The sequence below is a fragment of the Daeguia caeni genome, assembly GCF_042653845.1.
Lineage (GTDB): Bacteria > Pseudomonadota > Alphaproteobacteria > Rhizobiales > Rhizobiaceae > Brucella > Brucella caeni.
This window is the reverse complement of record NZ_JBHSEL010000044.1, coordinates 31,078-51,283: the sequence shown is the minus strand read 5'-3', so window position 1 is coordinate 51,283 and position 20,206 is coordinate 31,078. Positions and strand designations below refer to the sequence as shown.

Here is a 20,206-nt window from a genome sequence, read left to right as displayed (position 1 = left end):
GGATTGTAACATGCTTGAACAAACCAACCCTTATGCGCATCGCAGGATTGCCATTGATGGCCGGCTTGATGTGCAGCCTGCGGCAGATTGCGCGCGCTTCAACCTGCGTTTTGCTCCTGAAAAGCGCGAGATGGCGGAAAATGCACTCGGCCTTGCCCTGCCTGCGAAGATCGGCCTCATGGCCGAAAAGAATGGCTTTACGGCAGCCTGCATCGGCCCGGACGAATGGTACATTCTGGCTGACGAGGACAAGGCGTCAGCCCTGATTGCAGCCTCGGAAAAGCTCTATGCAGCAGAGCCGCACAGTCTGGTTGATATCAGCCACCGCGAGACCGGCATCGAATTGAAGGGGCGTGAGGCGGCATGGCTTCTGAATGCGGCCCTGCCGGTCAATCTGGAGGAAATGGCAGCTCCCGGTGCCGCCCGCACGATTTTCGACCGCGTTCAGATCATCCTGTTGAAATACGCATCCGAACATTATCGCATCGAGGTGTGGAACTCCTTCGGCGATCATGTCTGGACGCTGCTTGAAACGGCAAGCCATGAAGTCGAACTGTCGATCTGACAGATAAGCCCTCACAACTTCAGAGCGCTTACAAACCCGCTGACTTTCAGCGGGTTTTGTTTTTGGGGGGGGCAAGCAGCCGAAGGGTGCCTGTTACAGGAAGCGAATCATCAATGCGCCAATGACAAGCAGCATGGCGCCCACAGCGCGCCCGGCGGTAATTTCACGTACCACTACGCCCATGAAACCAATCCGGTCGATCAGAAGCCCTGCGAGAAGCTGACCGGCAACGGCAAGTCCCATGACGGCCGCAGCGCCGATTCTGGGCGTAAGCAGGATGGATGTGGTGACATAGGCACAGCCCAGAGCGCCGCCCGCGATGAAGAACCAGGCCGGGGGGACATGGAAGGCGGGCATTGTGCCGGTCACCTTGGCGGAGATTGCAGCAATGATGATCAGGATTACCGCCCCTGACAGGAACGAGATTGCTGCTGCGGTAATGGGCGAGCCTAAGGCACGGGCAAGCGCCGCGTTGATTGGGGCCTGTATTGCAATACATGCACCTGACAGAATGCCAAACAATGTCCACTGCATGGGCTTTTCCTGAAACTGTTGAAACGGTTTGGTGATAGCTAAAGCATTCTTGCTGAAATGGGAAACTGCACGCGCGAGAAATAGCAGAAATCAGCTGCACGCTGCACATCCAGTTTCAAATTATATGATTGGGAAATGGGGATGGTGCCCAGAGGCGGATTCGAACCACCGACACGCGGATTTTCAGTCCGCTGCTCTACCAACTGAGCTATCTGGGCATCCATTGGCATGCTTTCGCCGTGCCATCGATGGTGTTGGCTCCCATCGGAAAGTGGGTGGGTTATAGCATTAAAATTCGCGCTGTCCAGCACCCTGATGCAATTTTTGCAAGCTTTTCTAACAGTCTTGTCAATTTACTGATTTTCTTGAGGAAAATTGCAGCCAAAAAGCCTCAGCCATCTTCCTCGTCCTCTTCCCCCAATGGTTTTCCGGGGATTACATAGGCCCCGGACAGCCAGCGATGGAGGTCAATGCTCTTGCAGCGGTGCGAACAGAACGGATAAGATTCGCGTGTCGACGGCTTGCCACATTCAGGGCAGGGGCGAGTCGGACGCAAGGGCGTGATATTGTCCGCTTTTGTCGGACCTTGTTCTTTCAGGTCCTGTTCCTTCTTGCCGCTCATTGCTGCCTCAGACCTTGCCACTCGACCAGTTCTGATAGACCGGATAGCCAGCATTTGCCAGAAGGCTCATCGTTTCCTGCAAGGGCAGGCCAACCACATTGGTATAGGAGCCAACCAGCTTGACGACAAAGCTGCCGGCCAGACCCTGAATGGCATAGCCGCCTGCCTTGCCGCGCCATTCGCCAGAGGCAAGATAGGCATCCATCTGCAGCCGCGACAGGCGTTCAAGGCGCAGACGTGTTTCCACAAGCGTCTGGCGCAGATTGCCATTGGGCATGATGAGGCATACGCCGGTAAAGACCTTGTGCGTGCGGCCAGACAGAAGACGCAAGCATTCACGTGCCTCGTCGATCATCTCGGCCTTGGGCAGGATCCGGCGGCCAACCGCCACCACCGTATCGGCGGCAAGCACGTAAGCCCCCTTGTAATTGGGATCATCCTTCAGCTGGCTTTTGGCAGCCTGCGCCTTTTCCCGTGCCAGACGCCGCGCCAGCAGGCGCGGATGTTCCGCACGCTGTGGTTCTTCGTCAATATCGGCAGGGTGGATATGGTCCGGTTCGATGCCCGCCTGCGCCAGAAGCTCGATCCTGCGGGGAGAGCCAGAGGCCAGAACCAACTTGAGTTGCGCGTTCATCGACAAGGGCTTTTCCGGTGCGTTACTTGAAGCGATAGGTGATACGACCCTTGGTCAGATCGTATGGGGTCATTTCAACCAGAACCTTGTCGCCAGCCAGAACGCGGATACGGTTCTTGCGCATACGGCCAGCCGTATGGGCAATGATTTCGTGATCGTTTTCGAGCTTTACACGGAACATTGCGTTTGGCAGCAGTTCGGTGACAACACCCGGAAATTCTAGGACTTCTTCTTTCGCCATGCGATACCTGTTTCTTTCTGTATGGATGACCGCCTGAATGCGGTCACAACCGTAAATTTGGGCGGAACCTATATGATTAGGCGCCATTTGTGAACAACCGAATTGGAAGATCCTTCTATCGGCCCAATCGTTCGGTGATTCGCCGCTTCAGACGATCCCTTACATCACGATAGGCAGACAGGATTTGCTCACGGCTACCTGTCACCAATGTCGGGTCGGGTGTTGGCCAATATTCGACATCAACCGAAAAGCCGCGCATGCGTTCCAGCACTGTATGATGCGCAAGTGGCGTCAGTGTGACAATCAGGTCGAAAAAACCGTCGGTCATTTCTTCCAGGTCGCGCGGCTGGCGGTCATTGAGCGACAGGCCTTCTTCCTGCAACACCGAATCAACAAATGGATCGCGCTCGCCGCGTTTCACGCCGGCCGAAGCGATATAGACATTGGCCGGCAGCAGTTTGCGCGCCAGCATCTCTGCCATGGGAGAACGGATTGAATTCTTGCCGCAGACAAACAGGATGGACGTTGGATGCGGCTTGTCCCGATTTTTCTCGGTCTTGTCTGCTTCCGCCCGCATCGTAACGTCATCCGCCACCATCGGCATCAGCCCCGCCAATGCAACACACAGACCAGGGTGAACAGGCGCCGCGCCGTGTCGAAATCGACTTCGATCTTGCCTTTCAGCCGCGCCTGCAGGGTTTGTGAGCCTTCATTGTGCAGGCCGCGCCGGCCCATATCAATGGCCTCGATCTTGCTCGGCGAGGCGGAACGAATGGCCTGATAATAGCTTTCGCAGATCATGAAATAGTCGCGCACGACACGACGCAATGGTGTCAGCGACAGGATATGCGTGGCGACTTCATCGCCATTCTCGCGGGTAATGTGGAAAATCAGCCGCGATTCGATCAGTGACAGTTTCAGCTTGTAGGGGCCGCCGATTTCGTCGCCAACCGGATGGAAGGTGTTTTCTTCGATCAGGTCGAAGATGGCGACCGCACGCTCATGCTCGACATCCGGGGTCGAGCGTCCGATGGATTCATCAAGCTCGACATCGACAAGACGGGCATTTGGAACGCCTGCGGTCATGGTGCCTCAGAGATTCAGACGAATGGCGACAGATTGCGCATGTGCGTCCAGACCTTCGGCGCGCGCCAGTTCTATGGCCGTTGGCCCCAGTACGCGCAGCTGGTCGGGACCGAGCTTCAGAAGCGAGGTGCGCTTCATATAATCAAGCACATTGAGGCCGGACGAGAAACGCGCAGAACGTGCCGTCGGCAGAACGTGATTGCAACCGCCGACATAATCGCCGATCACTTCCGGCGTGTGGGCGCCAATGAATATGGAGCCGGCATTGCGGATTTTGGGCAGTAGCGCCTCCGGATCGCTGGTTGCGATTTCAAGATGCTCGGCTGCAATGCGATTGGCCAGCGGAATGGCCGAATCAAAATCCTTCACCAGAATGATGGCGCCAAAATCGCGCCAGCTCGCGGCTGCGGTTTCCGCGCGCGGCAGGGTGCGAAGCTGGCGTTCAACGGCTTCCTCAACCGACCTGGCGAAATCTTCGTCATCCGTCATCAGGATCGACTGTGCGGCGACATCATGTTCGGCCTGCGCCAGAAGATCGGCAGCCAGCCAGTCCGGATTGTTGTTCTTGTCGGCAATGACCAGCACTTCCGACGGGCCGGCGATCATGTCGATGCCGACCGTGCCGAAGACAATGCGCTTTGCCGCGGCCACATAGGCATTGCCGGGGCCGACGATTTTGGAGACCGGGCGAATCGTTTCGGTGCCGTAGGCAAGGGCGGCAATGGCCTGCGCGCCGCCGACGCGGTAGATTTCTGTCACTCCGGCAAGCTTGGCTGCGACCAGTACCAGTGGGTTGAGCTTGCCATCCGGCGAGGGCACGACCATGACAATGCGTTCGACGCCGGCAACTTTTGCTGGCATGGCATTCATCAGAACCGAGCTTGGATAGCTTGCCGTGCCGCCTGGAACATAAAGGCCGACGGCTTCAATCGCCGTCCAGCGCGAGCCAAGTTCAACGCCGAGCGCATCCGTATAGCGGTCATCCTGTGGCAATTGCCGTGCATGGTGCTTTTCAATGCGGTCGCGCGCAATGGTCAGCGCATCGATGATCGACTGCGGTGCTTCATTGAAGGCCTTGTCGATTTCCGCCTGCGTAATGGCAATGCCGGTTTTTTCCAGATCAATGCGGTCAAAACGGCGGGAATAATCGATCAGCGCGCTGTCGCCTTCACGGCGCACACGATCCACGATTTCGCGCACGGCGCGGTCAACATCCTCGGATACTTCGCGTTTGCTGGCAAGAAAGCTGGCAAACTTCTGTTCGAAATCGGGATCGGTCTGTCTGATCGTCGTTACCACGACTGAATTCCTTTAAACTCGCATCATTGCACATGGATGAAGGGCAAATGGGGCCGGTTCAGCATCGCTCACACGACATCATGTCGGGGCAGCGAGGTGGTTTCCCATGCCGAACCGAGATCGGTCATTTGCGCTTCTATGCATTCCACAGAAAGCCGGATAGCGGCATTTGCAGAAAAAGTCAGTTCAATTGTGCCGCTTGGGCTGTCACCGGCAATGAATCGTATGGCAAGAAGCGAAAGCACATCATCCGGCTTGTTCTGATCAATGCCATGGGTCTTTACCCCGGTAACCCGGTTGAAATGCAGGGCCGTGCGGCGACGCTGATAGGTCGGCTTGCGGAAAAGACGGCGTTTTGCCTCTTCCCAGACAAAGCGGTTCGCTGCCAGCACGAAGCGTTTTTCACGGGCGAAAAAAGTGCAATCCGAAACTTTCAGAACGGCATCCTGAAGATGAGCGGACAGGACCTGCAAATCCTCCTCGTCCAAGGCTACAAGCTTTAATAGCTCCATCTCGATGCACCCGATTCTGGCCAACAATGCTGTTGTTCTGGAAATGCCACCTGCTCAGCTGATTTTCAATAATCTGGCATGTCAGGCAGAAAAAATCGACAGGCATTTCAGCTCGTTGGCGAAGTCCCCCTGTTGATGAAACATCCATGCCCCATGATCGTGCAATGCCGCCCGGATAGGCGGCATGTCGCAAGATGTGTGATCAGCCATGCAGACGTTCAATATCTGCGCCGCAACGCGACAGTTTTTCTTCCAGCCGCTCAAAGCCGCGATCAAGGTGATAGACACGGTTGACGATGGTTTCGCCTTCTGCGGCAAGCCCGGCAATGACCAGTGACACGGAAGCGCGCAGATCTGTCGCCATTACCGGCGCGCCTTTCAGCCTTTCCACACCTTCAACCGTCGCTGTCTGTCCGGAGAGCGAGATTTTTGCGCCAAGACGTGCCAGTTCCTGCACATGCATGAAGCGGTTTTCAAAAATCGTCTCGGTAATGCGCGATGTTCCCTTGGCCTTGGTCATCAGGCCCATGAACTGCGCCTGCAGGTCGGTCGGAAAGCCCGGGAAGGGATCGGTCGTCACGTCAACCGGCTGGATGCCGCCGCCATTGCGCACGACACGCAGGCCTGAATTGGTCTGGGTGATTTCGGCGCCGGTCATACGCAACGTGTCGAGGGCTGCGGAAAGCTGGCTTTCCTGTGCGCCTTCCAGCAGAACATCGCCGCCCGTCATGGCGACGGCCATGGCATAGGTGCCGGCTTCGATGCGATCGGGAATGACGCGCACGCGCGCGCCGGACAGGCTGGTAACACCCTGAATATGGATGGTCGATGTGCCTGCACCGCTAATCTTTGCGCCCATGGCATTCAGGCACTCGGCCAGATTGACGACTTCCGGCTCGCGTGCTGCATTTTCGATGATGGTGTCACCCTTGGCGAGCACGGCTGCCATCATCATGACATGGGTGGCGCCAACCGATACTTTCGGGAAACCGTACTGCGTGCCGACGAGGCCATTTCTGGCGCGCGCCTTGACATAGCCGTTTTCAATCTCGATTTCCGCCCCCAGCGCCTGCAGGCTTTCCAGAAGCAGGTCAACCGGACGTGTGCCGATGGCACAGCCGCCCGGCAGCGACACATTGGCCTCGCCCATGCGGGCAAGCAGCGGGCCGATGACCCAGAAACTGGCGCGCATCTTCGATACCAGCTCATAAGGGGCGGTCGTATCAACGATCGTGCGCGCGGTGAAATGGATGGTGCGGGCATAGCTGCCATCCTGATGGCCGCGGCGGCCATTGACCGAATAATCGACGCCATGATTGCTGAGGATACGGATCAGCTGTTCAACATCGGCCAGATGCGGCACGTTTTCCAGCGTCAGCGTATCATCGGTCAAAAGCGAGGCGATCATGAGGGGGAGGGCAGCATTTTTTGCGCCCGAAATTGGAATGACGCCGTTCAGCTTGTTGCCGCCGATGATCTTAATGCGATCCATGCTTTGTCACCTTCTGGGCCGGAATGTCTCCCGGTTGCCGGTTGCGCCATGTCACACTGCTATTAGCGCGAGGGCGTATGTGATAAGTCGAATGTCCAGAGCAATCCAGATTTTCACGGAAACTCTGAATTGCCCTATGATTTTTCGCAGTTCCGGACGGAAAACCGGTTCCCGATCTTCCTTGACCCTGCGCTGGGGGCGTTCCTGTGTCAACGCCATGAGCACGTAAAATGCATCGCTACGAAGATATGACCGTTCTCATATCGCAGAGACCGGCGATCTTCAAGGAAGCCCTTGCTGGTTGTTGTTCTTCCGCCGTCCATGAAATGGAATGCAATAAGGCGGCCTCTTGCGGATGGTCAATTCTCAGCTGCCTGCTTCGCCTGTCAGGTTGGTCGATCTGGCTGCGGCAATGCCATTGTCTCGTTCATCCGCCGCACCAGCGCGGCGTGCACGCAATTGCGCTTTTCGGCGCGCGAGATTCGCACGCAACTGCTCTGCCAGGCGCTTTTTTTGTCTTTCAGCTTGACTCAATTTTTCCAGTTTCGTGTCCATGTCGTTCATGGACGCCATTTTACACGGGTAATTTGTGCGGGAAAAGCGGGGGTTTGCGCCAGTTTTGGAGGATTTCCACATTAAGTGAAAAGTTTTTCATTTGGCCGCTTGCGATTTCTGCCATGATGTGGCAGAAGTCCGCGCGTTCAAGCAAGTGCTGCGGTAGCTCAGTGGTAGAGCACACCCTTGGTAAGGGTGAGGTCGAGAGTTCAATCCTCTCTCGCAGCACCATTCAATCCCTTGATATCATTGGATGCTTCCTTAAACCCTTTGTCTGAAAGTCGGCGGTTGTTGCCGGCAGGCGCAGCAATGCAGCAGTCCACCGGGTTTAAAAAAGAATCAGCATTTGAATTATACGCGTGCGGGCCACTATCCTGACCCATGCGGAAGGCCTGTTCGCCTCTTTTCCCGCAGCACCATTTCCCTCCTAATTATTCGTTCGTCATGAACGAGCCTGTGCCAGCTTTGGCAGACATTGCATCTGCTTGGCAGGATGACGGTTTCGCGCATCCGTCATGGCGCGCATGCCGTGCCCCAGGCCTTCCTGACACGCTCTTCAGCGCCTTTCATCCGCAATCGGTTTCTCAATATTGATCCCCATCCCCGCCAACCGGCTGGGAATTTTCCGCACCAGCTTGCGCCAGCAGGCGGATTGATCTAATGAAGAAATGTAATGTTATTACATATCGTATTATCTGAAAGGCATAGATCACGATGAAAAGACATCTTCTGCTTACGGTGATTGCCGGTTTTTGCGCTGTTCTGGCTCATGTTTCGGTTGCCTGTGCAGCTGACAGCCGGCAGCCCCATGAGCATAAACATGCGCACGACCATGCCCACGCGGTGGATGACCGGGTTTACAAGGGTTATTTCGAGGATCAGGAGGTCAGACCGAGAGCGCTCTCAGACTGGGAAGGCGAATGGCAATCGGTTTATCCATATCTCAAGGATGGAACACTTGATCCTGTCTTTGCGCATAAGGCTGCTCATGGCGACAAAAGCGTGGATCAATATAGCTCCTATTACGAAAAGGGTTACCGCACCGATGTTCAGCATATCACCATCAAGGGCGACAGGGTGACGTTTGAGCGGCCTGATCATGCCGTCTCGGCAATCTATGTCAGTGACGGCCATGAAATCCTGACCTATGCCAGGGGTAATCGTGGTGTGCGCTATGTTTTCACGAAAGTAGAGGGTGACACAGAGGCACCGGACTATATCCAGTTCAGCGATCACCGCATCGCGCCGGAAAGGGCGGATCATTTTCATCTCTATTGGGGCAATGACCGTGCAGTCTTGCTGCAGGAGATGGAGCACTGGCCGACCTATTACCCCAAACAGCTGAGTGGTGCGCAAATCGCAGCTGAAATGATGAAACATTGACGGTGTAGCGGGATGAACCGGAACGGGCCGGCTAGTCTTGGTCTGGCTTAATTCTATCCCCGCGTATGCGGGGGAGCCTGTACGGCTTAACCGGGGATAGCATGTATTCGGGGCCTATCCCCGCGTATGCGGGGGAGCCCCTTGGCCTGCCTCGTCCCCTTTTGGCCGCCAGGGCCTATCCCAGCGTATGCGGGGGAGCCGCCATACGGCGGGTCGGTGACCATCAAATGCGGGGCCTATCCCCGCGTATGCGGGGGAGCCCCCACCGGCTCATTTCACCCCCTCCACTTTCAGGGCCTATCCCCGCGTATGCGGGGGAGCCCTCTTGAGCTTAACTTACGGTTTTTCTTCACAATGTCAAAGAGCGGTAAACAAGTGTCAGATTGTTTTTAAAAGCTCATCGGGCAGTGCTCGTCTGACGAGAAGCATGGCATCATGGACGACGATATCCTTCACAGGTTCACCGAGGTGTAAAAGTCCAAGGCCGCCATTGGCCCGGCTATCGGCCCAGGTCATGATGATGCTTCCGCTGCGCAACTGACTGTGCCAGTCGCGGAGGACAGACCATATCTGCTCTCTCACTCTTATGCTTATGCGCGGATGTGCATAGACACCTGGCGACAGCTCGAGCATGACCGAACCCAGAAAACCACGATACCGAGATTCCACATCGCGGGTAATGACAACCACCATCGGCATCAGTCTGGCTCCCGATCTGGTCCGATCAGGCTTTTGATTCGGTCAATCATGCCTGGAATAACCTCCCTCTGGCGGAAGATCTGGACTGCCCGGCGTCGAACTATGCGTTCCACGCTTTCATCAGAGCGAAGTGCCTCTGCAGCAGCCCCAAAGGCAATATCCAAAGTCACGTCGTGCCGGTAAAGATCGGCGATGTCGAGTACGAAGGATTGCCCTGAGTCCTCGTGAATGAATCCCAGCTGGGGAATTGCTCCTACGGCGGCAACGGCCACGCAGGCCGCAGCTCGCATCGCACTTGAGGCGTGGTTGATGGCCTGATTGGGGATGTCGCCTGCGCTCGGATTGTCGCGATCATAGTCGCGTCCCCTCCAGGCTATGTGGTAGCGTTCTGCGGCAAGCTGATAGCTCCGCTTGATGCGTGCGCCCTCCTGTCCGCGCAGAACCTCTATGTTGCGTGTGCGCACGATCTCGCCGAAGCGGATCGCATACATGGCGCGTGCCACTTCCATTCGTGATGCGGGATCCGCCCAGAGGCGGACTTGCTCGCGCGCGATTGCCGAAGTGTCCGGCATCAGGGGAGGGGCGGTGTAGAAGCGGACCGCTCCTTCGCCTATGGCTGCCAAAGCACACCCGTGGCGAGCAAGGAGGCGCAGCGCGTCATGGGTGACACTCGACCCTGGTCCGAGCAGCACGATGGAAATCGACTGATGGGGGATCTGATAATCCCCCGCTTTCAGTTCTCCACCTCCGGCCGTGACGAAGCGCAGGCATCCGTCTTCAACCTCGAGACGCCCGCGTTCCAGCCAGATCAGACCATGGCGGTCGCTGTGCGGAATTCGGGCCTTCTCCAGGCCCAGGCGCCCCAACAGCATTCCTGTTACCCTCCTTGCGCTGGACGAAGCAGCAGCATGCCATAGCCATATGCCGTGTGCCTGCCCACGCCCCGATGCAGCTTCTCCGCGAAGGCTGCGCCATTCGTGACCGTCAGCTCGCCCTGCAGGGTCACGTCTGGCCCGCGCGAAGCAGAGCCTTTGCGCAGCGCGACGGTCTGTTCGAGGCGCGTCATGCGGACGGTCTCGATTCTTGCCGCGCCGTCCAAGCGTTCGGCGAGCCACCGGGCATAGACCTCGTCGCGGCGAACCCGTTCGCCCACGTCCTCCGGCGGACGGTCGGGAAACCTGTGCAGCGCTTCGAGCAGCCAGGCATCCACTTCCGCGCCCTTGCGGGTGAAGGTGCCGACTGGGTTGCGGAGCCGGCGCACCGGACGCACGCGGACGTCGAAGGCCAGCCTGCGTCCAATGCTCCAGCTTTCTGGCATCGCCTTCACGGCAAGATGGCCGAGGTCGAACACCAGTCCGCTTTCCGGTGGTGCGGTTTCGGCGAGTGCCTTCCGCAGCCCTGCTTCCGGCTGCTCCGTGTAACCATAGAGTGTCGCATACCGGGAGCTGTTGCGTCCTGGCATGAGGCGGAAGGGCTGTACCGCGCTCTTCCCGAATGCTTCGCAGAGAAAGTGGTGCAGCGCCCGTCCTTCGTCTGCACCAAGTCCGTTGACGGCCATGAGACGGCGCAGTTCGCGCAGATCGACCGGGAGGCTGATCATGTGAAATGCTGTCATGCCGCCTGCCTTTCCGGCACGATCCGGCCTTCGACGACCTTGCGTGCACCGCCATGCAGTCCGGTTCTCCAGTTCCGGATATCGGGAATGTCGATGATGCGGTCCACCGGTTTTCCGGTGTCTGGTCCTTCGCCCAGCGGCCAGAGCGCGCGCCTCGCCGTCGCCGGTTTCATCGCTGATCTTGCTCAGGGCGTCATAGGCGGTTGCCGCAAGGACGAAGGGCGCCTCGCGCACAAGCGGCCCTGCCGGCAGGCAGGGCTTGCGGCCGATGAACAGCGGGCGTGCGGGTCTCGCCAGCGCTTCGGCAAGCGTGTCGAGAGCGGGCGTGCCGTCATCCCGCAGCCGCAGCACCACCACGACATGCTGGTCCATATGATAGTCGCGCAGGCGGCGGTGCGGCGCATTGGCGTTGGCCCCGCCACCTTCTTCGTGCTCACCCCATGTCGTCCAGCCTTTTTCACCGCTGAGCCAGGCGTTCTGGATATCTGTCAGCAGCCCCGCCGGGTTTTCGCGATCGCGCCGCGCCGCAAAGATGAGCCGATCCTGCAGCTGTTGATGTTTCTCCCATTCCGTACGGCGGTAGCCCAGCGCGTTGGCGAGAAGCCCGGTCATCATCGACAGGCACGGGAAATCCCGCGTCACGCCAATGTGGTCGATACGCACACCACCGAACGAAAGCAGCGGCGCTTCGAGATGCAGGACCAGCCAGCGGTATTCCTCAGGCATTTGCGGCTTCCTTCACCTTCCCTGCGGCCCATTCGGCCAGCGCGGCGAGCGAGCCCTTCTCGATGCCGTCGATCTGGCCTTCCACGCACATCTGGCGGCGCTCCTCGCCGGTGGCATAGGCCTCGTCGAATTCCTTCAGGCGCTTGTCCAGTGCCTCGATGGCCTTGCTGAGGTCATGGGGGATCGCCTTGCGGTAGCTGGTGGCCAGCGAACGCGGCTGCCGGTCGCCTGCTTCGACCAGCATCAGGTCAGCGCGGCCATAGGGCGCGGTGGAGCCGAGCTTGGCCCCGGGCGACACTTCGGCAATGAGATGAAGGAGATTGTAGGTTACCCGGGAGGCGAGATCCTGGTCGCCGCCGAGATTGGCGATCAGCCCAGGCAGGTCGATGACTGCATAGCCATAGAACAGGCCGCAGGTGATTTCGGTTTCCTGGATTGTATCCGCCCCGCTGTCGTCATCGTCTTTTTTCAGATCATCGACGGCAGTAAAGTAGTCATCCTCGGCTTCCGTTGCATGCACGGTAAAGGCATGCGCTACGTGCACCGGGGCCTCGATATTGGCCGCGGGGTCGGAGGTCACCATGCGCCCGAATAGTGCTGCGGTAAGGCCGCCGGGTAGGGCCGTGTTTTCTGCCATTGCCTTGAAATTCTTGTCCTTGATCCAGTCGGCAACGGCTTTCCCTGCTGCTTTCGCGTCGCTTGCGCTACTGGCGATTTCCTCGGCACGGGCAGCCAGCCAGTCGAGTTCGGGCTGACCGAGAAGAAGGGTCTGGCGGCTCTTCTTGCCCTTGTCGGCCTTGTCTCCGTACACGAGCTTCTGGAATGCCGGCTCAAGCGCAGCCACTACCTCATCGGAGTAACGCCCCTTCAGAGGAGCGATCACCTTCTCCGTCACCAGTTCCCGGGACCGGAAAGAGTCGACATAGCCCGCTAGCCGCTGCAGCGCATGCGGATCGTTTTCCGCAGTCCGCCAGTGCCTCTTGAGGCATTGCGAGGAAATGCGCGTCCGGCTGGTGCCGCCGTAAACGAGTCGCTTGGCCTGACCGCTGTCGTCCCGGTTCAGCAGCGCAGCGGTATAGGAATGAAGGGTATGGATCTGAAGGAAACGCGGGGTAGTCATGCGGCTTTGTCCTCGTTTGAATCCGTCTGCGATTGCGCCTTGTCCTTGGCGCGGTAGTAGGTCTCGGCCAGGCGGCGGCTGTGCGAAACATCGTCCGAAAAGAGCAAACGGGCGATGTCGGTGCAGTTCACGCCGTTGTGGCCTTTGGCTGCGAGCCAGCGTGCCATGCGCTCCAGCGCCTCTCCACGTTTTGCATGAGGGAGCGCCAGAAAATTGAGCAGGCGCGTTTCGGGATAACCTGCTTCGAAAAGGGCCGCACCGAGCGGCTTGCTCCTGTCGTGCAGCATCTTGTGCCCGTCCGGATCGCCTTTGGGCGTGAGCAGGGCAAGAATGCGCACGAACAGCAGGCTCTTGCTGTCCGTGCGCAGATCATGCTGCACGGCCAGCCGCCAGAAATCGCCTTCGCCGGGTCCCTCTGGATCCATGCGGCGGAGCCTGGCAAGCTGGCCGGGGTCGAGTTTCACCATGCTCTGGGCAAGCTGGAACACCCTATCGCCGGGTGTCTGTCTGTTCTCCTCAGGCGGCATCTGTCATGGTCTCCATTCGCTGCTGCATTGGAAAAAGTTCTGGGTAGCGTTTCTTCACCAGGAAGCGGAGCAATGACCTTGCCCGCGCCTCGGCGCGTGGACGGAACAACGAGGCACAGGGCAGGGCGGGCAGGGCTTGTTCGAAGATCATCGTCGTGCGGTTCCAAAGCTTTCCCGCGAAAGCCTTTTCTTCGGCTTGCAAGGCCTCCGGTCCGGCTTCCTGCGCCTCGAAGCGTCTCCAGAGATGTTCGAAGAAGATCTCGTCCGCGTAGCGGTCGAGATGTCCGCGGGCGAGCTCGGCATATTTATAAAGTTTTTCCTTCTTCTTCTTTTTCTCCTCCTGCTCCTCCCGTTCACCGCCCGCTGCCGCCAGCACAAGGGCATCGCGCAAGGCCTTGTCGAACGTCACGATGCTTTCCACCTGAGACCGCGCAAGCTGGTGCAACTCGGGTCGTCTTGCCCCGAGAGCCTGGGCGACCTTGCCGGAAAGGGGCACAACGCGAGACTTGAACCCTTCTGTTTTGCTGTTGCCTCGCGAAAGTGCAGCGGCAACCACGGCCAAAGTCTCGCCTTGCCGGTCTATATCGGCCAGCTCCGCCAGGACCGGCCTGTCCCAGTCGCCCGAAAAAAGCAGCTCGGTGAGCCTTCGATAATCGAAATCGCCGCTGTTCAGCGTCAAGCTCTTGTTCTCTGGCCTCAAAACAGGAGCCCAGGGATCATCAAGTGCGCCGTTCAGATGCTTGGCATCGATTCGCGTGGCCTTGGAAGTTCCTGTGGAGCCGAAAAGACCATGCTCGCGTATTGACAGGCGCACGCGGCGGCACACCTCTATGAACCAGACATCCAGATCCCGCGTACGGAGTTGCGCTCCTTCGGGCCAGGGGGCAAGCCAGGTCAGGCCGACGCCGCCCACGGGCGGATAATCGATTACCGACTTGTCCAGCACCCTTTGCCGGGTGGTCAGAAGCACAGCGACGTCACGACTGAACCAGGCGCCAGGTCGCGGGGCCATGTTCATCGGCGTCCGACTTGACAATGGCGCCAGTCCCAGCATCGGGCGCGAAGATGATCCGCCGTTCATGCGGGCGATCCCGTAATTGTCGCGGCCGTTATAGCCTTCGCCCGTCTGAAGGGTGACAAGTGCAAACAGCCAGTCCTCCGGCTCTGCCCTGCGCGCGACGGCCTGTTTGATGTCGTGATTCTTCGCGGTAATGAGCAGGTCGAGGGCGTCCGGCGAAGGAGCCAGCTTTTCCAGTTTGACCTCATCCGGCACCGCCGCCTGCATGAAGGCAGGCTTCGACCAGTCGTCGACCACGAGGCACCATGGCTCGTCGTCCGGAAAATCCTTCGTCAGCCCGCGCAGCAATCTGCGCCAGGTCTCCTCGTCCTGCGGGATTTCCGTTTCGTCAGCTCTGTGGAGGGCCAGTGCGGCAAGCTGGACAAGAAACATGTGCCAGAACATGCCCTGGTGGGCGCGCAGTGCGGGAAAATCATCCACCTCGTCGCGAGCGAGTGCGGCGAGGGTTCCCGGCAATGTCAGTGCGCCGAGGGGGAGGGCGGTGATAAATGCGTCGGTGAGGAGATTGAACATCTTTCCCTTCATGGTTTCACCCTTTCCAGTCCCTCGCGGCCGTAGGAAAACCGCGTTTCCCCAATGGTGAAGCAGAGCTTCCCATCCTTGATTTCAGGCACGATCGGCTCGTCCGGTGGCACGAGATATTTTGACCAGTGCGCGGGAAGCGTGATTCCGCTGATGGCTTGTCCGAACGGCCCAACCATGCCATCCGCGAACCGGATTCGTGCGCCTTCAGCGCCTAGGCGTGTGCGGACCATCTGTGCCTTCTCCTCGTTGAGAAATAGTCGTGGCATTCCGCCCAGATCGATGAAATCTTCTTCGGTGCGCAGGAGGGCATTCCGCGCGCTGCCCGCTTCTGCGATGCTGGCTCCATAAATGCGGTTCCAGTATTTTTCCCAAGCCGAACCCAGTTCTTTGTTCAGCGCCTCGATCTTCTCCGGATGTGTGGCACTCTCCACCAAGAGGCGGTTCATTTGCGGGATGACCCACTCGCGATGGTCGATGACGAGCCGCCGCGTGAGCTCGCAGGCGTGAAGATTTTCGTAGACGCCTCCGCCATCCTTGAACATGCCAAGCCCGTTCTCGAACTTTGGCGCGGTGAAAGCATCGAGCCCGTTTTCAGGCGCGAGAACGATGCACCGTGGCACTTCAAATCCTTCGGGCCGTGGAAGCGCATGACGGTGCAGGCGGCCGATCCGCTGCAAGAGAACGTCTGCCGGGCAGAGATCGGTGATGAGCATGTCCGCGTCAATATCGAGGCTCTGCTCCAGCGTCTGGGTGCCGATGATGATTAATCCGCTGTTTGTCCGCTCGTCGGTCTTCGGTGACAGCGCTCTTTCCACGGCCCTGTCGAGTAGTTCACGGTCCTCCACCGCAAACCGGGAGTGGTGCAGTGCCGGTTTGTCATTTACTCTCCAGAGCAGATCATGACCGCTAGCTGCCTCCACTGCGCGGAACGTGTCGACCGCAGCCGACACGGTGTTGCGGATGACGAGCACCTTCGCCCCGGCGGCGGCCGCCTCAATAGCACGCTGGGCTGCTTCTTCGGCTGTCCAGGACGAGGCAAGGCTCATAGCCACGCGCTTTCCCCTGGTGTCGGGAGAAGGGGCCTCCGGCTCTTGGCGAAGCCTGCCCCAGACGGCAGGGTAGGGCGTATTGACCGCAACATCGAACGGAGGCTCATTGGCGCGCCGCTGTTGCGTCAACCACTTCACCCGCGCCACGGAGCCGAGTGTTGCCGACATCAGCATCGCATGACCGCCGCGGCAAAGATGTGTCTTGAGCAGATGTGTCTGGATCTCGCTCATGTAGCGGTCGGATGCATGGATCTCGTCAACCACCAGAAGCGAGCGTGCCAGCGCAGCCGAGCGCAGATGCGCGTGCTTGACTTGGAGCGCCGCCAGCATGGCCTGATCCACGGTGCCCACAGCCACCATCGCCGCCAGATAGCGTTTCGTATTTTCCGCCGCCCAGCGACCAAGCAGGCGGCGCTCCTCCTCGCCGCCATCGTCGTCCCAGCGCACTTTCCAGCCGGGCAAGGCCTGCCCCTCATGCTCGCCCGCCCGGAAATAGCCCGGCACGGCCAAGATCGGCTCCGGTGCCGCCTCGCCAAACAGGCGCTGCATGGCCTGGTGAACACGCCCGTGGATCTGCTTGGCCGCGGCACGTGTGGGCAGGGCAAAATAGAGGCTGTCGACGCGGCCCGCCTCGAACAGTCGGGCGAAGTGCCACAACGCCGCCTCGGTCTTGCCGGAACCGGTTTCCGCTTCGAGGATGATGAGCTGTTCGTCGAGAGGAACGTTTCCTACCGCAGCCTGTGCGGGGCGTGGTGCATAGCCGCCGGTCAGGGTCGCAAAATCGGCTCGTCCCTCCAGGAATGCGCGCAGCCGTTCCGTATCGAGTCCGATGCGCGCAACCGCTTCCCGGGCCTTGGCCTGCGCCTTGGACCAGTAGTCGGGGTCAAGGTCCGGGACATAGGAAAAGATCTCCTCCGTCGAGCCCAGCCAGTCGGCGAGCATGACGAGACCACAGATCAGATGTTGGAATTCGGGCGTGGTGGGCAATGGCTCGCCGCCATCTGCAAAGGCCGGCGCGAACCAGTGCCGCATGGCGCTGCCTATCTCCTCGGCGGCGAGGAACGGGTCGTAACCCGCGGCTCCGACTGGTTGCCAGCCCTTCTTGGCGCTATCATCAAGATTGAAAGGCTGGCCATGATGCGCCAGCACGGCGTAAAGCAGATTGACGTCCACACCCCACGCAGCCAAGGCCTCGATGTTGAGCGCGCGGGCGAGTTTCTCGGTTTCATAATGGCCCCAGAAGATGGCGGCACCGGCCGCAAGATGCCCAACGCAAGCCTGTCGCCAGATATCAGCAGGCCAACCTTTGGCCTGGAAACCGGGATGCAGCTTGCCGCAGTCATGCAGGAAAACCAGTACACAAAGGCGCGAGATGTCCAGAAATCCGAGCTTTCTGTGAGCAGTTTTCTTCAGTCGTGCAAGCACGACTGGCAGGTTGCAGATTGCCTCGAAACACGCAGCGACATCCGCGCAATGATGTATTAGATGGTGTCGTCCTGTCGGACTACACTTACCCCAAGGTGCCCCCCCACCTCTCTTACACAGTGTTATTTCCCGTATTCTAAAATAACTTCCCATAATTCATATCAAATTTTATGAAATTACAAGAGGCTATTATTGTTGAGAAATAAAAATCAACTTAATTTATGTGGTCGTTCAGGAAACTGTTGTAGAATTCGCGGTAGGAAGAATTGCAGGGTGAATATAAACATATAGATAAACATGGATAGGCGATAATTTAAAAATTACTCATTCAGAGCGAAGAAATCACTGCCCTTTGTGCATATAGGACAGGAAAGGACCAAACTGAGGTTTCGGGGGCGTCCTGAGTACAACATGCATTGGAGAAGAAACAGCTGCGTTCATGTCACAATCGCGGAAAGGCAATCAGCACAATTTCCGGATTGCTTGACTATTGGTCGGGAAGCAAAATCGAACTATCTTCAAGATCTGTTCCCAACGACGTGATGGCTTCATTGCGTTATTGAGGGGGCAAGGAAAGAACGTCTTGCGTCTAAGGCCAAGATCAAGATATTGAATACAAAATTTTTTCTGGAGAAAAAGTGGCGCACCCGAAAGGATTCGAACCTCTGACCCCCAGATTCGTAGTCTGGTGCTCTATCCAGCTGAGCTACGGGTGCTTGCCGTGTCGGCCGCTCGTTACGGCGTAGGGCGGTTGATAGTCGGACACGCGCCTAAATGCAAGCGTCTTTCTCATAAAAAATTACATTCTGTGCTGTTTTTTTTGCACAGATCCGATTTTCCGGCGTTCCATCCCTCTCTCCCGCCACAATTTCGTCAGGTGCTGTCGCGTTTTGACCGGTTATCGCGCTGCTAACGGCGCGTTGGCTCGTCGGGCAGGCGAATCTCGAAATGTGCGCCGACTGCACGATCATCCCGCAGTTCGATCGTGCCGCCATGTGCAACAATCAGTTCCTGCGCAATGGCAAGGCCAAGCCCCGTGCCCTCGTTGCTGGTTGATCCCTTGAAGGCGGCAAACAGATGTTCGCGCGCCTTGGGCGGCAGGCCGGGGCCGGTATCCTCGACGCCGATGATGGTGGTCGAATCAATCTTGCCGGCGGTAATGGTCAGGATCTTTTCATCAATCGTGTCTGCTGCGTGCGTCATGGCCTGAACCGAATTGCGGCACAGATTGGTCAGCACACGGAATAGCTGTTCGCTGTCGGCATAAACTTCCAGATTTTCAGGCACCCGGTTCACGAAACAGATTTCGGTTGCGGAGGAAAGCGGCAGTGAATTGCGCACATCCTCCACGACAGGGTGCAGCAGGATGCGTTGCGGTTTGGGCGGTGGTTCCTGCGAACGGCCATAGGCCAGCACGCTTTCCGAATAGTTGATGGCGCGGCGCAAGGTGCGAATGAGTTTTGGTGCGAATCGCTGTACCAGCGGATCATCAATATCTGCCAGTCTGTCCGATATGAGCTGGGCGGAGGCCAGGATATTGCGCATGTCGTGGTTGATCTTGGATACGGCAAGACCAAGATCGGCCAGACGTTTCTGTTCTTTCAGCGTCTGTTGCAGGTCACTCTGGATATGGGAAATCTGCTGCTGGGCAATGCCAAATTCGTCTTTGCGGTTTTCCGGCACGAGAATGCGTGCCGGATTGTCGGGTGCGGCGGCAAATTCGATCATGCTACGGTGCAGCAGACGCACGGGCCGCAACAGCATGACATGAATGATCATATAGATCAGCGACGCAGCGATGATGGAAATAATGAGCGAGTGGATCAGCACATTGTGGGCAAATCGCAGCATTGCCGCACGCAGGGTCGTATTGGACATGACAATCTCGATCCTGCGGTCCGGCATATCGGCCGTGGGTACCTTGCCGGTGATTCGCAATGTTCTTTCTTTGCTATCAAACAATGTGCGGATTGCATCGACAATGGCGTGGGTTTCACTGACATGGTCAAGATCGACCACCTCATCGATCTGATCGGGCAGGTCAGACATGGCGATCATGCGCGATGCCCCAGCGCCATGCAGCGCCACGGCCTTGGTGCCGGTAACGGAAAGGATCTTGTTCTGCAGCTCGCTCGGAATGTCCGATATGTGGTCGGTCAGCAGCACTTCGGAGATTGCGCTTGCTTCGCCCAGCTGTGTTCCCAGCCAGCGCAGGCGCATATTGGCAACGAAGGGCACGAAAATCAGCACCTCCGCGATCATAACCGCAAGCATGGTCAGCAACAGGAACTTGTTGGACAGGCGGTTGTGCCAGCGCAAACGGGCAAAATGTTCCGCAGCAGTTGGGCTGACCGTATCGCCAAGGGTATTTTTACCCTCAGGATCGTCTGTTCTTATTGTCGCTTTATCAACAGAAGCCATGGAATGGTCCCAAATCGAGAAAGCTCCCCAACTTTCTCATTCCATTTCAAACAGGTCGGAATTCTCGCTATCAATCTGTCATATGGCGGCGTGTTGGT

The 20,206-nt window shown here is 58.0% G+C and carries 21 protein-coding genes and 3 tRNA genes; 3 read left to right on the top strand and 21 right to left on the bottom strand.

The genetic code is table 11. The features are described from left to right. Positions 1-10 precede the first annotated feature (10 nt). Entirely contained in the window at positions 11-565 is a 555-nt protein-coding gene (locus ACFO1V_RS05315; protein ID WP_374830193.1) for a sarcosine oxidase subunit gamma, read from the top strand. Positions 566-658: 93 nt separating this feature from the next. Here ACFO1V_RS05315 and ACFO1V_RS05310 read toward each other — a convergent pair whose 3' ends face one another. The 11 genes from ACFO1V_RS05310 to ACFO1V_RS05260 all read right to left on the bottom strand — a co-directional run bounded on the left by ACFO1V_RS05310 (position 659) and on the right by ACFO1V_RS05260 (position 7,549). Further along, complete coding sequence (locus ACFO1V_RS05310; protein ID WP_374830195.1) at positions 659-1,099, bottom strand: DMT family transporter; 441 nt, start codon at positions 1,097-1,099, stop codon at positions 659-661. A gap of 142 nt (positions 1,100-1,241) precedes the next feature. Further along, a tRNA-Phe gene (locus tag ACFO1V_RS05305) sits at positions 1,242-1,317 on the bottom strand. Between the two features lie 173 nt (positions 1,318-1,490). Beyond that, positions 1,491-1,721 carry a DNA gyrase inhibitor YacG gene (yacG, locus tag ACFO1V_RS05300; protein ID WP_374830197.1) on the bottom strand — a complete coding sequence of 77 codons (231 nt, stop codon included), beginning with the start codon at positions 1,719-1,721 and terminating at the stop codon, positions 1,491-1,493. Positions 1,722-1,728: 7 nt separating this feature from the next. Beyond that, positions 1,729-2,355, bottom strand: a complete 627-nt coding sequence (locus ACFO1V_RS05295) for a Maf-like protein (RefSeq protein WP_374830199.1) — start codon at positions 2,353-2,355, stop codon at positions 1,729-1,731. A gap of 22 nt (positions 2,356-2,377) precedes the next feature. Next, positions 2,378-2,596, bottom strand: a complete 219-nt coding sequence (gene infA / locus ACFO1V_RS05290) for a translation initiation factor IF-1 (RefSeq protein ID WP_184221405.1) — start codon at positions 2,594-2,596, stop codon at positions 2,378-2,380. A gap of 115 nt (positions 2,597-2,711) precedes the next feature. Continuing rightward, complete coding sequence (locus ACFO1V_RS05285) at positions 2,712-3,173, bottom strand: arsenate-mycothiol transferase ArsC (protein WP_374830276.1); 462 nt, start codon at positions 3,171-3,173, stop codon at positions 2,712-2,714. A gap of 26 nt (positions 3,174-3,199) precedes the next feature. Further along, positions 3,200-3,682, bottom strand: coding sequence for a UPF0262 family protein (locus ACFO1V_RS05280; protein WP_374830201.1), 483 nt, complete (start codon positions 3,680-3,682; stop codon positions 3,200-3,202). Positions 3,683-3,688: 6 nt separating this feature from the next. After that, the gene (gene hisD, locus ACFO1V_RS05275; protein ID WP_374830203.1) at positions 3,689-4,981 is read right to left on the bottom strand and encodes a histidinol dehydrogenase; all 1,293 of its coding nucleotides are present in this window, start codon (positions 4,979-4,981) and stop codon (positions 3,689-3,691) included. 68 nt (positions 4,982-5,049) lie between these two features. Further along, positions 5,050-5,493 (bottom strand): DUF2948 family protein, encoded by a 444-nt coding sequence (locus ACFO1V_RS05270; protein ID WP_374830205.1) that lies wholly within the window; start codon positions 5,491-5,493, stop codon positions 5,050-5,052. Positions 5,494-5,695: 202 nt separating this feature from the next. Then, positions 5,696-6,985: a UDP-N-acetylglucosamine 1-carboxyvinyltransferase gene (gene murA, locus ACFO1V_RS05265; protein ID WP_374830207.1), complete on the bottom strand. Its 1,290-nt coding sequence runs from the start codon at positions 6,983-6,985 to the stop codon at positions 5,696-5,698. 366 nt (positions 6,986-7,351) lie between these two features. Then, entirely contained in the window at positions 7,352-7,549 is a 198-nt protein-coding gene (locus tag ACFO1V_RS05260; protein ID WP_374830278.1) for a hypothetical protein, read from the bottom strand. Between the two features lie 147 nt (positions 7,550-7,696). Here ACFO1V_RS05260 and ACFO1V_RS05255 point away from each other — a divergent pair. Then, positions 7,697-7,771: transfer RNA gene (locus tag ACFO1V_RS05255), tRNA-Thr, on the top strand. Here ACFO1V_RS05255 and ACFO1V_RS05250 read toward each other — a convergent pair. Continuing rightward, entirely contained in the window at positions 7,750-7,923 is a 174-nt protein-coding gene (locus tag ACFO1V_RS05250; protein ID WP_380075068.1) for a hypothetical protein, read from the bottom strand. The two genes, ACFO1V_RS05255 and ACFO1V_RS05250, sit on opposite strands and share 22 nt — an antisense overlap. Positions 7,924-8,254: 331 nt before the next feature. Between ACFO1V_RS05250 and ACFO1V_RS05245 the strand changes: the two genes are divergently transcribed. Then, complete coding sequence (locus ACFO1V_RS05245) at positions 8,255-8,923, top strand: metal-binding protein ZinT (protein ID WP_374830209.1); 669 nt, start codon at positions 8,255-8,257, stop codon at positions 8,921-8,923. A gap of 378 nt (positions 8,924-9,301) precedes the next feature. Here ACFO1V_RS05245 and cas2e read toward each other — a convergent pair whose 3' ends face one another. The 9 genes from cas2e to ACFO1V_RS05200 form a co-directional block, all read right to left on the bottom strand. Next, entirely contained in the window at positions 9,302-9,622 is a 321-nt protein-coding gene (gene cas2e / locus ACFO1V_RS05240; protein WP_374830211.1) for a type I-E CRISPR-associated endoribonuclease Cas2e, read from the bottom strand. Then, entirely contained in the window at positions 9,622-10,494 is an 873-nt protein-coding gene (gene cas1e / locus ACFO1V_RS05235) for a type I-E CRISPR-associated endonuclease Cas1e (RefSeq protein WP_374830213.1), read from the bottom strand. Before cas1e ends, cas2e begins: the two co-directional genes overlap by 1 nt. A gap of 5 nt (positions 10,495-10,499) precedes the next feature. After that, on the bottom strand, positions 10,500-11,963 hold the full coding sequence (cas5e, locus tag ACFO1V_RS05230) for a type I-E CRISPR-associated protein Cas5/CasD (protein WP_374830215.1): 1,464 nt from the start codon (positions 11,961-11,963) through the stop codon (positions 10,500-10,502). Then, positions 11,956-13,083, bottom strand: coding sequence for a type I-E CRISPR-associated protein Cas7/Cse4/CasC (gene cas7e / locus ACFO1V_RS05225; RefSeq protein WP_374830217.1), 1,128 nt, complete (start codon positions 13,081-13,083; stop codon positions 11,956-11,958). Before cas7e ends, cas5e begins: the two co-directional genes overlap by 8 nt. Continuing rightward, entirely contained in the window at positions 13,080-13,610 is a 531-nt protein-coding gene (locus tag ACFO1V_RS05220) for a hypothetical protein (RefSeq protein ID WP_374830219.1), read from the bottom strand. Before ACFO1V_RS05220 ends, cas7e begins: the two co-directional genes overlap by 4 nt. Continuing rightward, complete coding sequence (locus ACFO1V_RS05215; protein WP_374830221.1) at positions 13,600-15,213, bottom strand: hypothetical protein; 1,614 nt, start codon at positions 15,211-15,213, stop codon at positions 13,600-13,602. Before ACFO1V_RS05215 ends, ACFO1V_RS05220 begins: the two co-directional genes overlap by 11 nt. Beyond that, positions 15,210-17,840: a CRISPR-associated helicase Cas3' gene (cas3, locus tag ACFO1V_RS05210; RefSeq protein ID WP_374830223.1), complete on the bottom strand. Its 2,631-nt coding sequence runs from the start codon at positions 17,838-17,840 to the stop codon at positions 15,210-15,212. Before cas3 ends, ACFO1V_RS05215 begins: the two co-directional genes overlap by 4 nt. A 486-nt stretch (positions 17,841-18,326) precedes the next feature. Next, positions 18,327-18,403 (bottom strand) — tRNA-Arg (locus ACFO1V_RS05205). 193 nt (positions 18,404-18,596) lie between these two features. After that, the gene (locus ACFO1V_RS05200; protein ID WP_374830225.1) at positions 18,597-20,108 is read right to left on the bottom strand and encodes a sensor histidine kinase; all 1,512 of its coding nucleotides are present in this window, start codon (positions 20,106-20,108) and stop codon (positions 18,597-18,599) included. Positions 20,109-20,206: the final 98 nt, after the last annotated feature.

Excerpts from the sequence above, each read along its gene's own strand:
- ACFO1V_RS05315 (WP_374830193.1), top strand. The coding sequence starts at position 11 with ATGCTTGAACAAACCAACCCTTATGCGCATCGCAGGATTGCCATTGAT.
- ACFO1V_RS05310 (WP_374830195.1), bottom strand. The coding sequence starts at position 1,099 with ATGCAGTGGACATTGTTTGGCATTCTGTCAGGTGCATGTATTGCAATA.
- yacG (WP_374830197.1), bottom strand. The coding sequence starts at position 1,721 with ATGAGCGGCAAGAAGGAACAGGACCTGAAAGAACAAGGTCCGACAAAA.
- ACFO1V_RS05295 (WP_374830199.1), bottom strand. The coding sequence starts at position 2,355 with ATGAACGCGCAACTCAAGTTGGTTCTGGCCTCTGGCTCTCCCCGCAGG.
- infA (WP_184221405.1), bottom strand. The coding sequence starts at position 2,596 with ATGGCGAAAGAAGAAGTCCTAGAATTTCCGGGTGTTGTCACCGAACTG.
- ACFO1V_RS05285 (WP_374830276.1), bottom strand. The coding sequence starts at position 3,173 with ATGCGGGCGGAAGCAGACAAGACCGAGAAAAATCGGGACAAGCCGCAT.
- ACFO1V_RS05280 (WP_374830201.1), bottom strand. The coding sequence starts at position 3,682 with ATGACCGCAGGCGTTCCAAATGCCCGTCTTGTCGATGTCGAGCTTGAT.
- ACFO1V_RS05270 (WP_374830205.1), bottom strand. The coding sequence starts at position 5,493 with ATGGAGCTATTAAAGCTTGTAGCCTTGGACGAGGAGGATTTGCAGGTC.
- murA (WP_374830207.1), bottom strand. The coding sequence starts at position 6,985 with ATGGATCGCATTAAGATCATCGGCGGCAACAAGCTGAACGGCGTCATT.
- ACFO1V_RS05260 (WP_374830278.1), bottom strand. The coding sequence starts at position 7,549 with ATGAACGACATGGACACGAAACTGGAAAAATTGAGTCAAGCTGAAAGA.
- ACFO1V_RS05250 (WP_380075068.1), bottom strand. The coding sequence starts at position 7,923 with ATGGGTCAGGATAGTGGCCCGCACGCGTATAATTCAAATGCTGATTCT.
- ACFO1V_RS05245 (WP_374830209.1), top strand. The coding sequence starts at position 8,255 with ATGAAAAGACATCTTCTGCTTACGGTGATTGCCGGTTTTTGCGCTGTT.
- cas2e (WP_374830211.1), bottom strand. The coding sequence starts at position 9,622 with ATGCCGATGGTGGTTGTCATTACCCGCGATGTGGAATCTCGGTATCGT.
- cas1e (WP_374830213.1), bottom strand. The coding sequence starts at position 10,494 with ATGCTGTTGGGGCGCCTGGGCCTGGAGAAGGCCCGAATTCCGCACAGC.
- cas5e (WP_374830215.1), bottom strand. The coding sequence starts at position 11,963 with ATGCCTGAGGAATACCGCTGGCTGGTCCTGCATCTCGAAGCGCCGCTG.
- cas7e (WP_374830217.1), bottom strand. The coding sequence starts at position 13,083 with ATGACTACCCCGCGTTTCCTTCAGATCCATACCCTTCATTCCTATACC.
- ACFO1V_RS05220 (WP_374830219.1), bottom strand. The coding sequence starts at position 13,610 with ATGCCGCCTGAGGAGAACAGACAGACACCCGGCGATAGGGTGTTCCAG.
- ACFO1V_RS05215 (WP_374830221.1), bottom strand. The coding sequence starts at position 15,213 with ATGAAGGGAAAGATGTTCAATCTCCTCACCGACGCATTTATCACCGCC.
- cas3 (WP_374830223.1), bottom strand. The coding sequence starts at position 17,840 with ATGGGAAGTTATTTTAGAATACGGGAAATAACACTGTGTAAGAGAGGT.
- ACFO1V_RS05200 (WP_374830225.1), bottom strand. The coding sequence starts at position 20,108 with ATGGCTTCTGTTGATAAAGCGACAATAAGAACAGACGATCCTGAGGGT.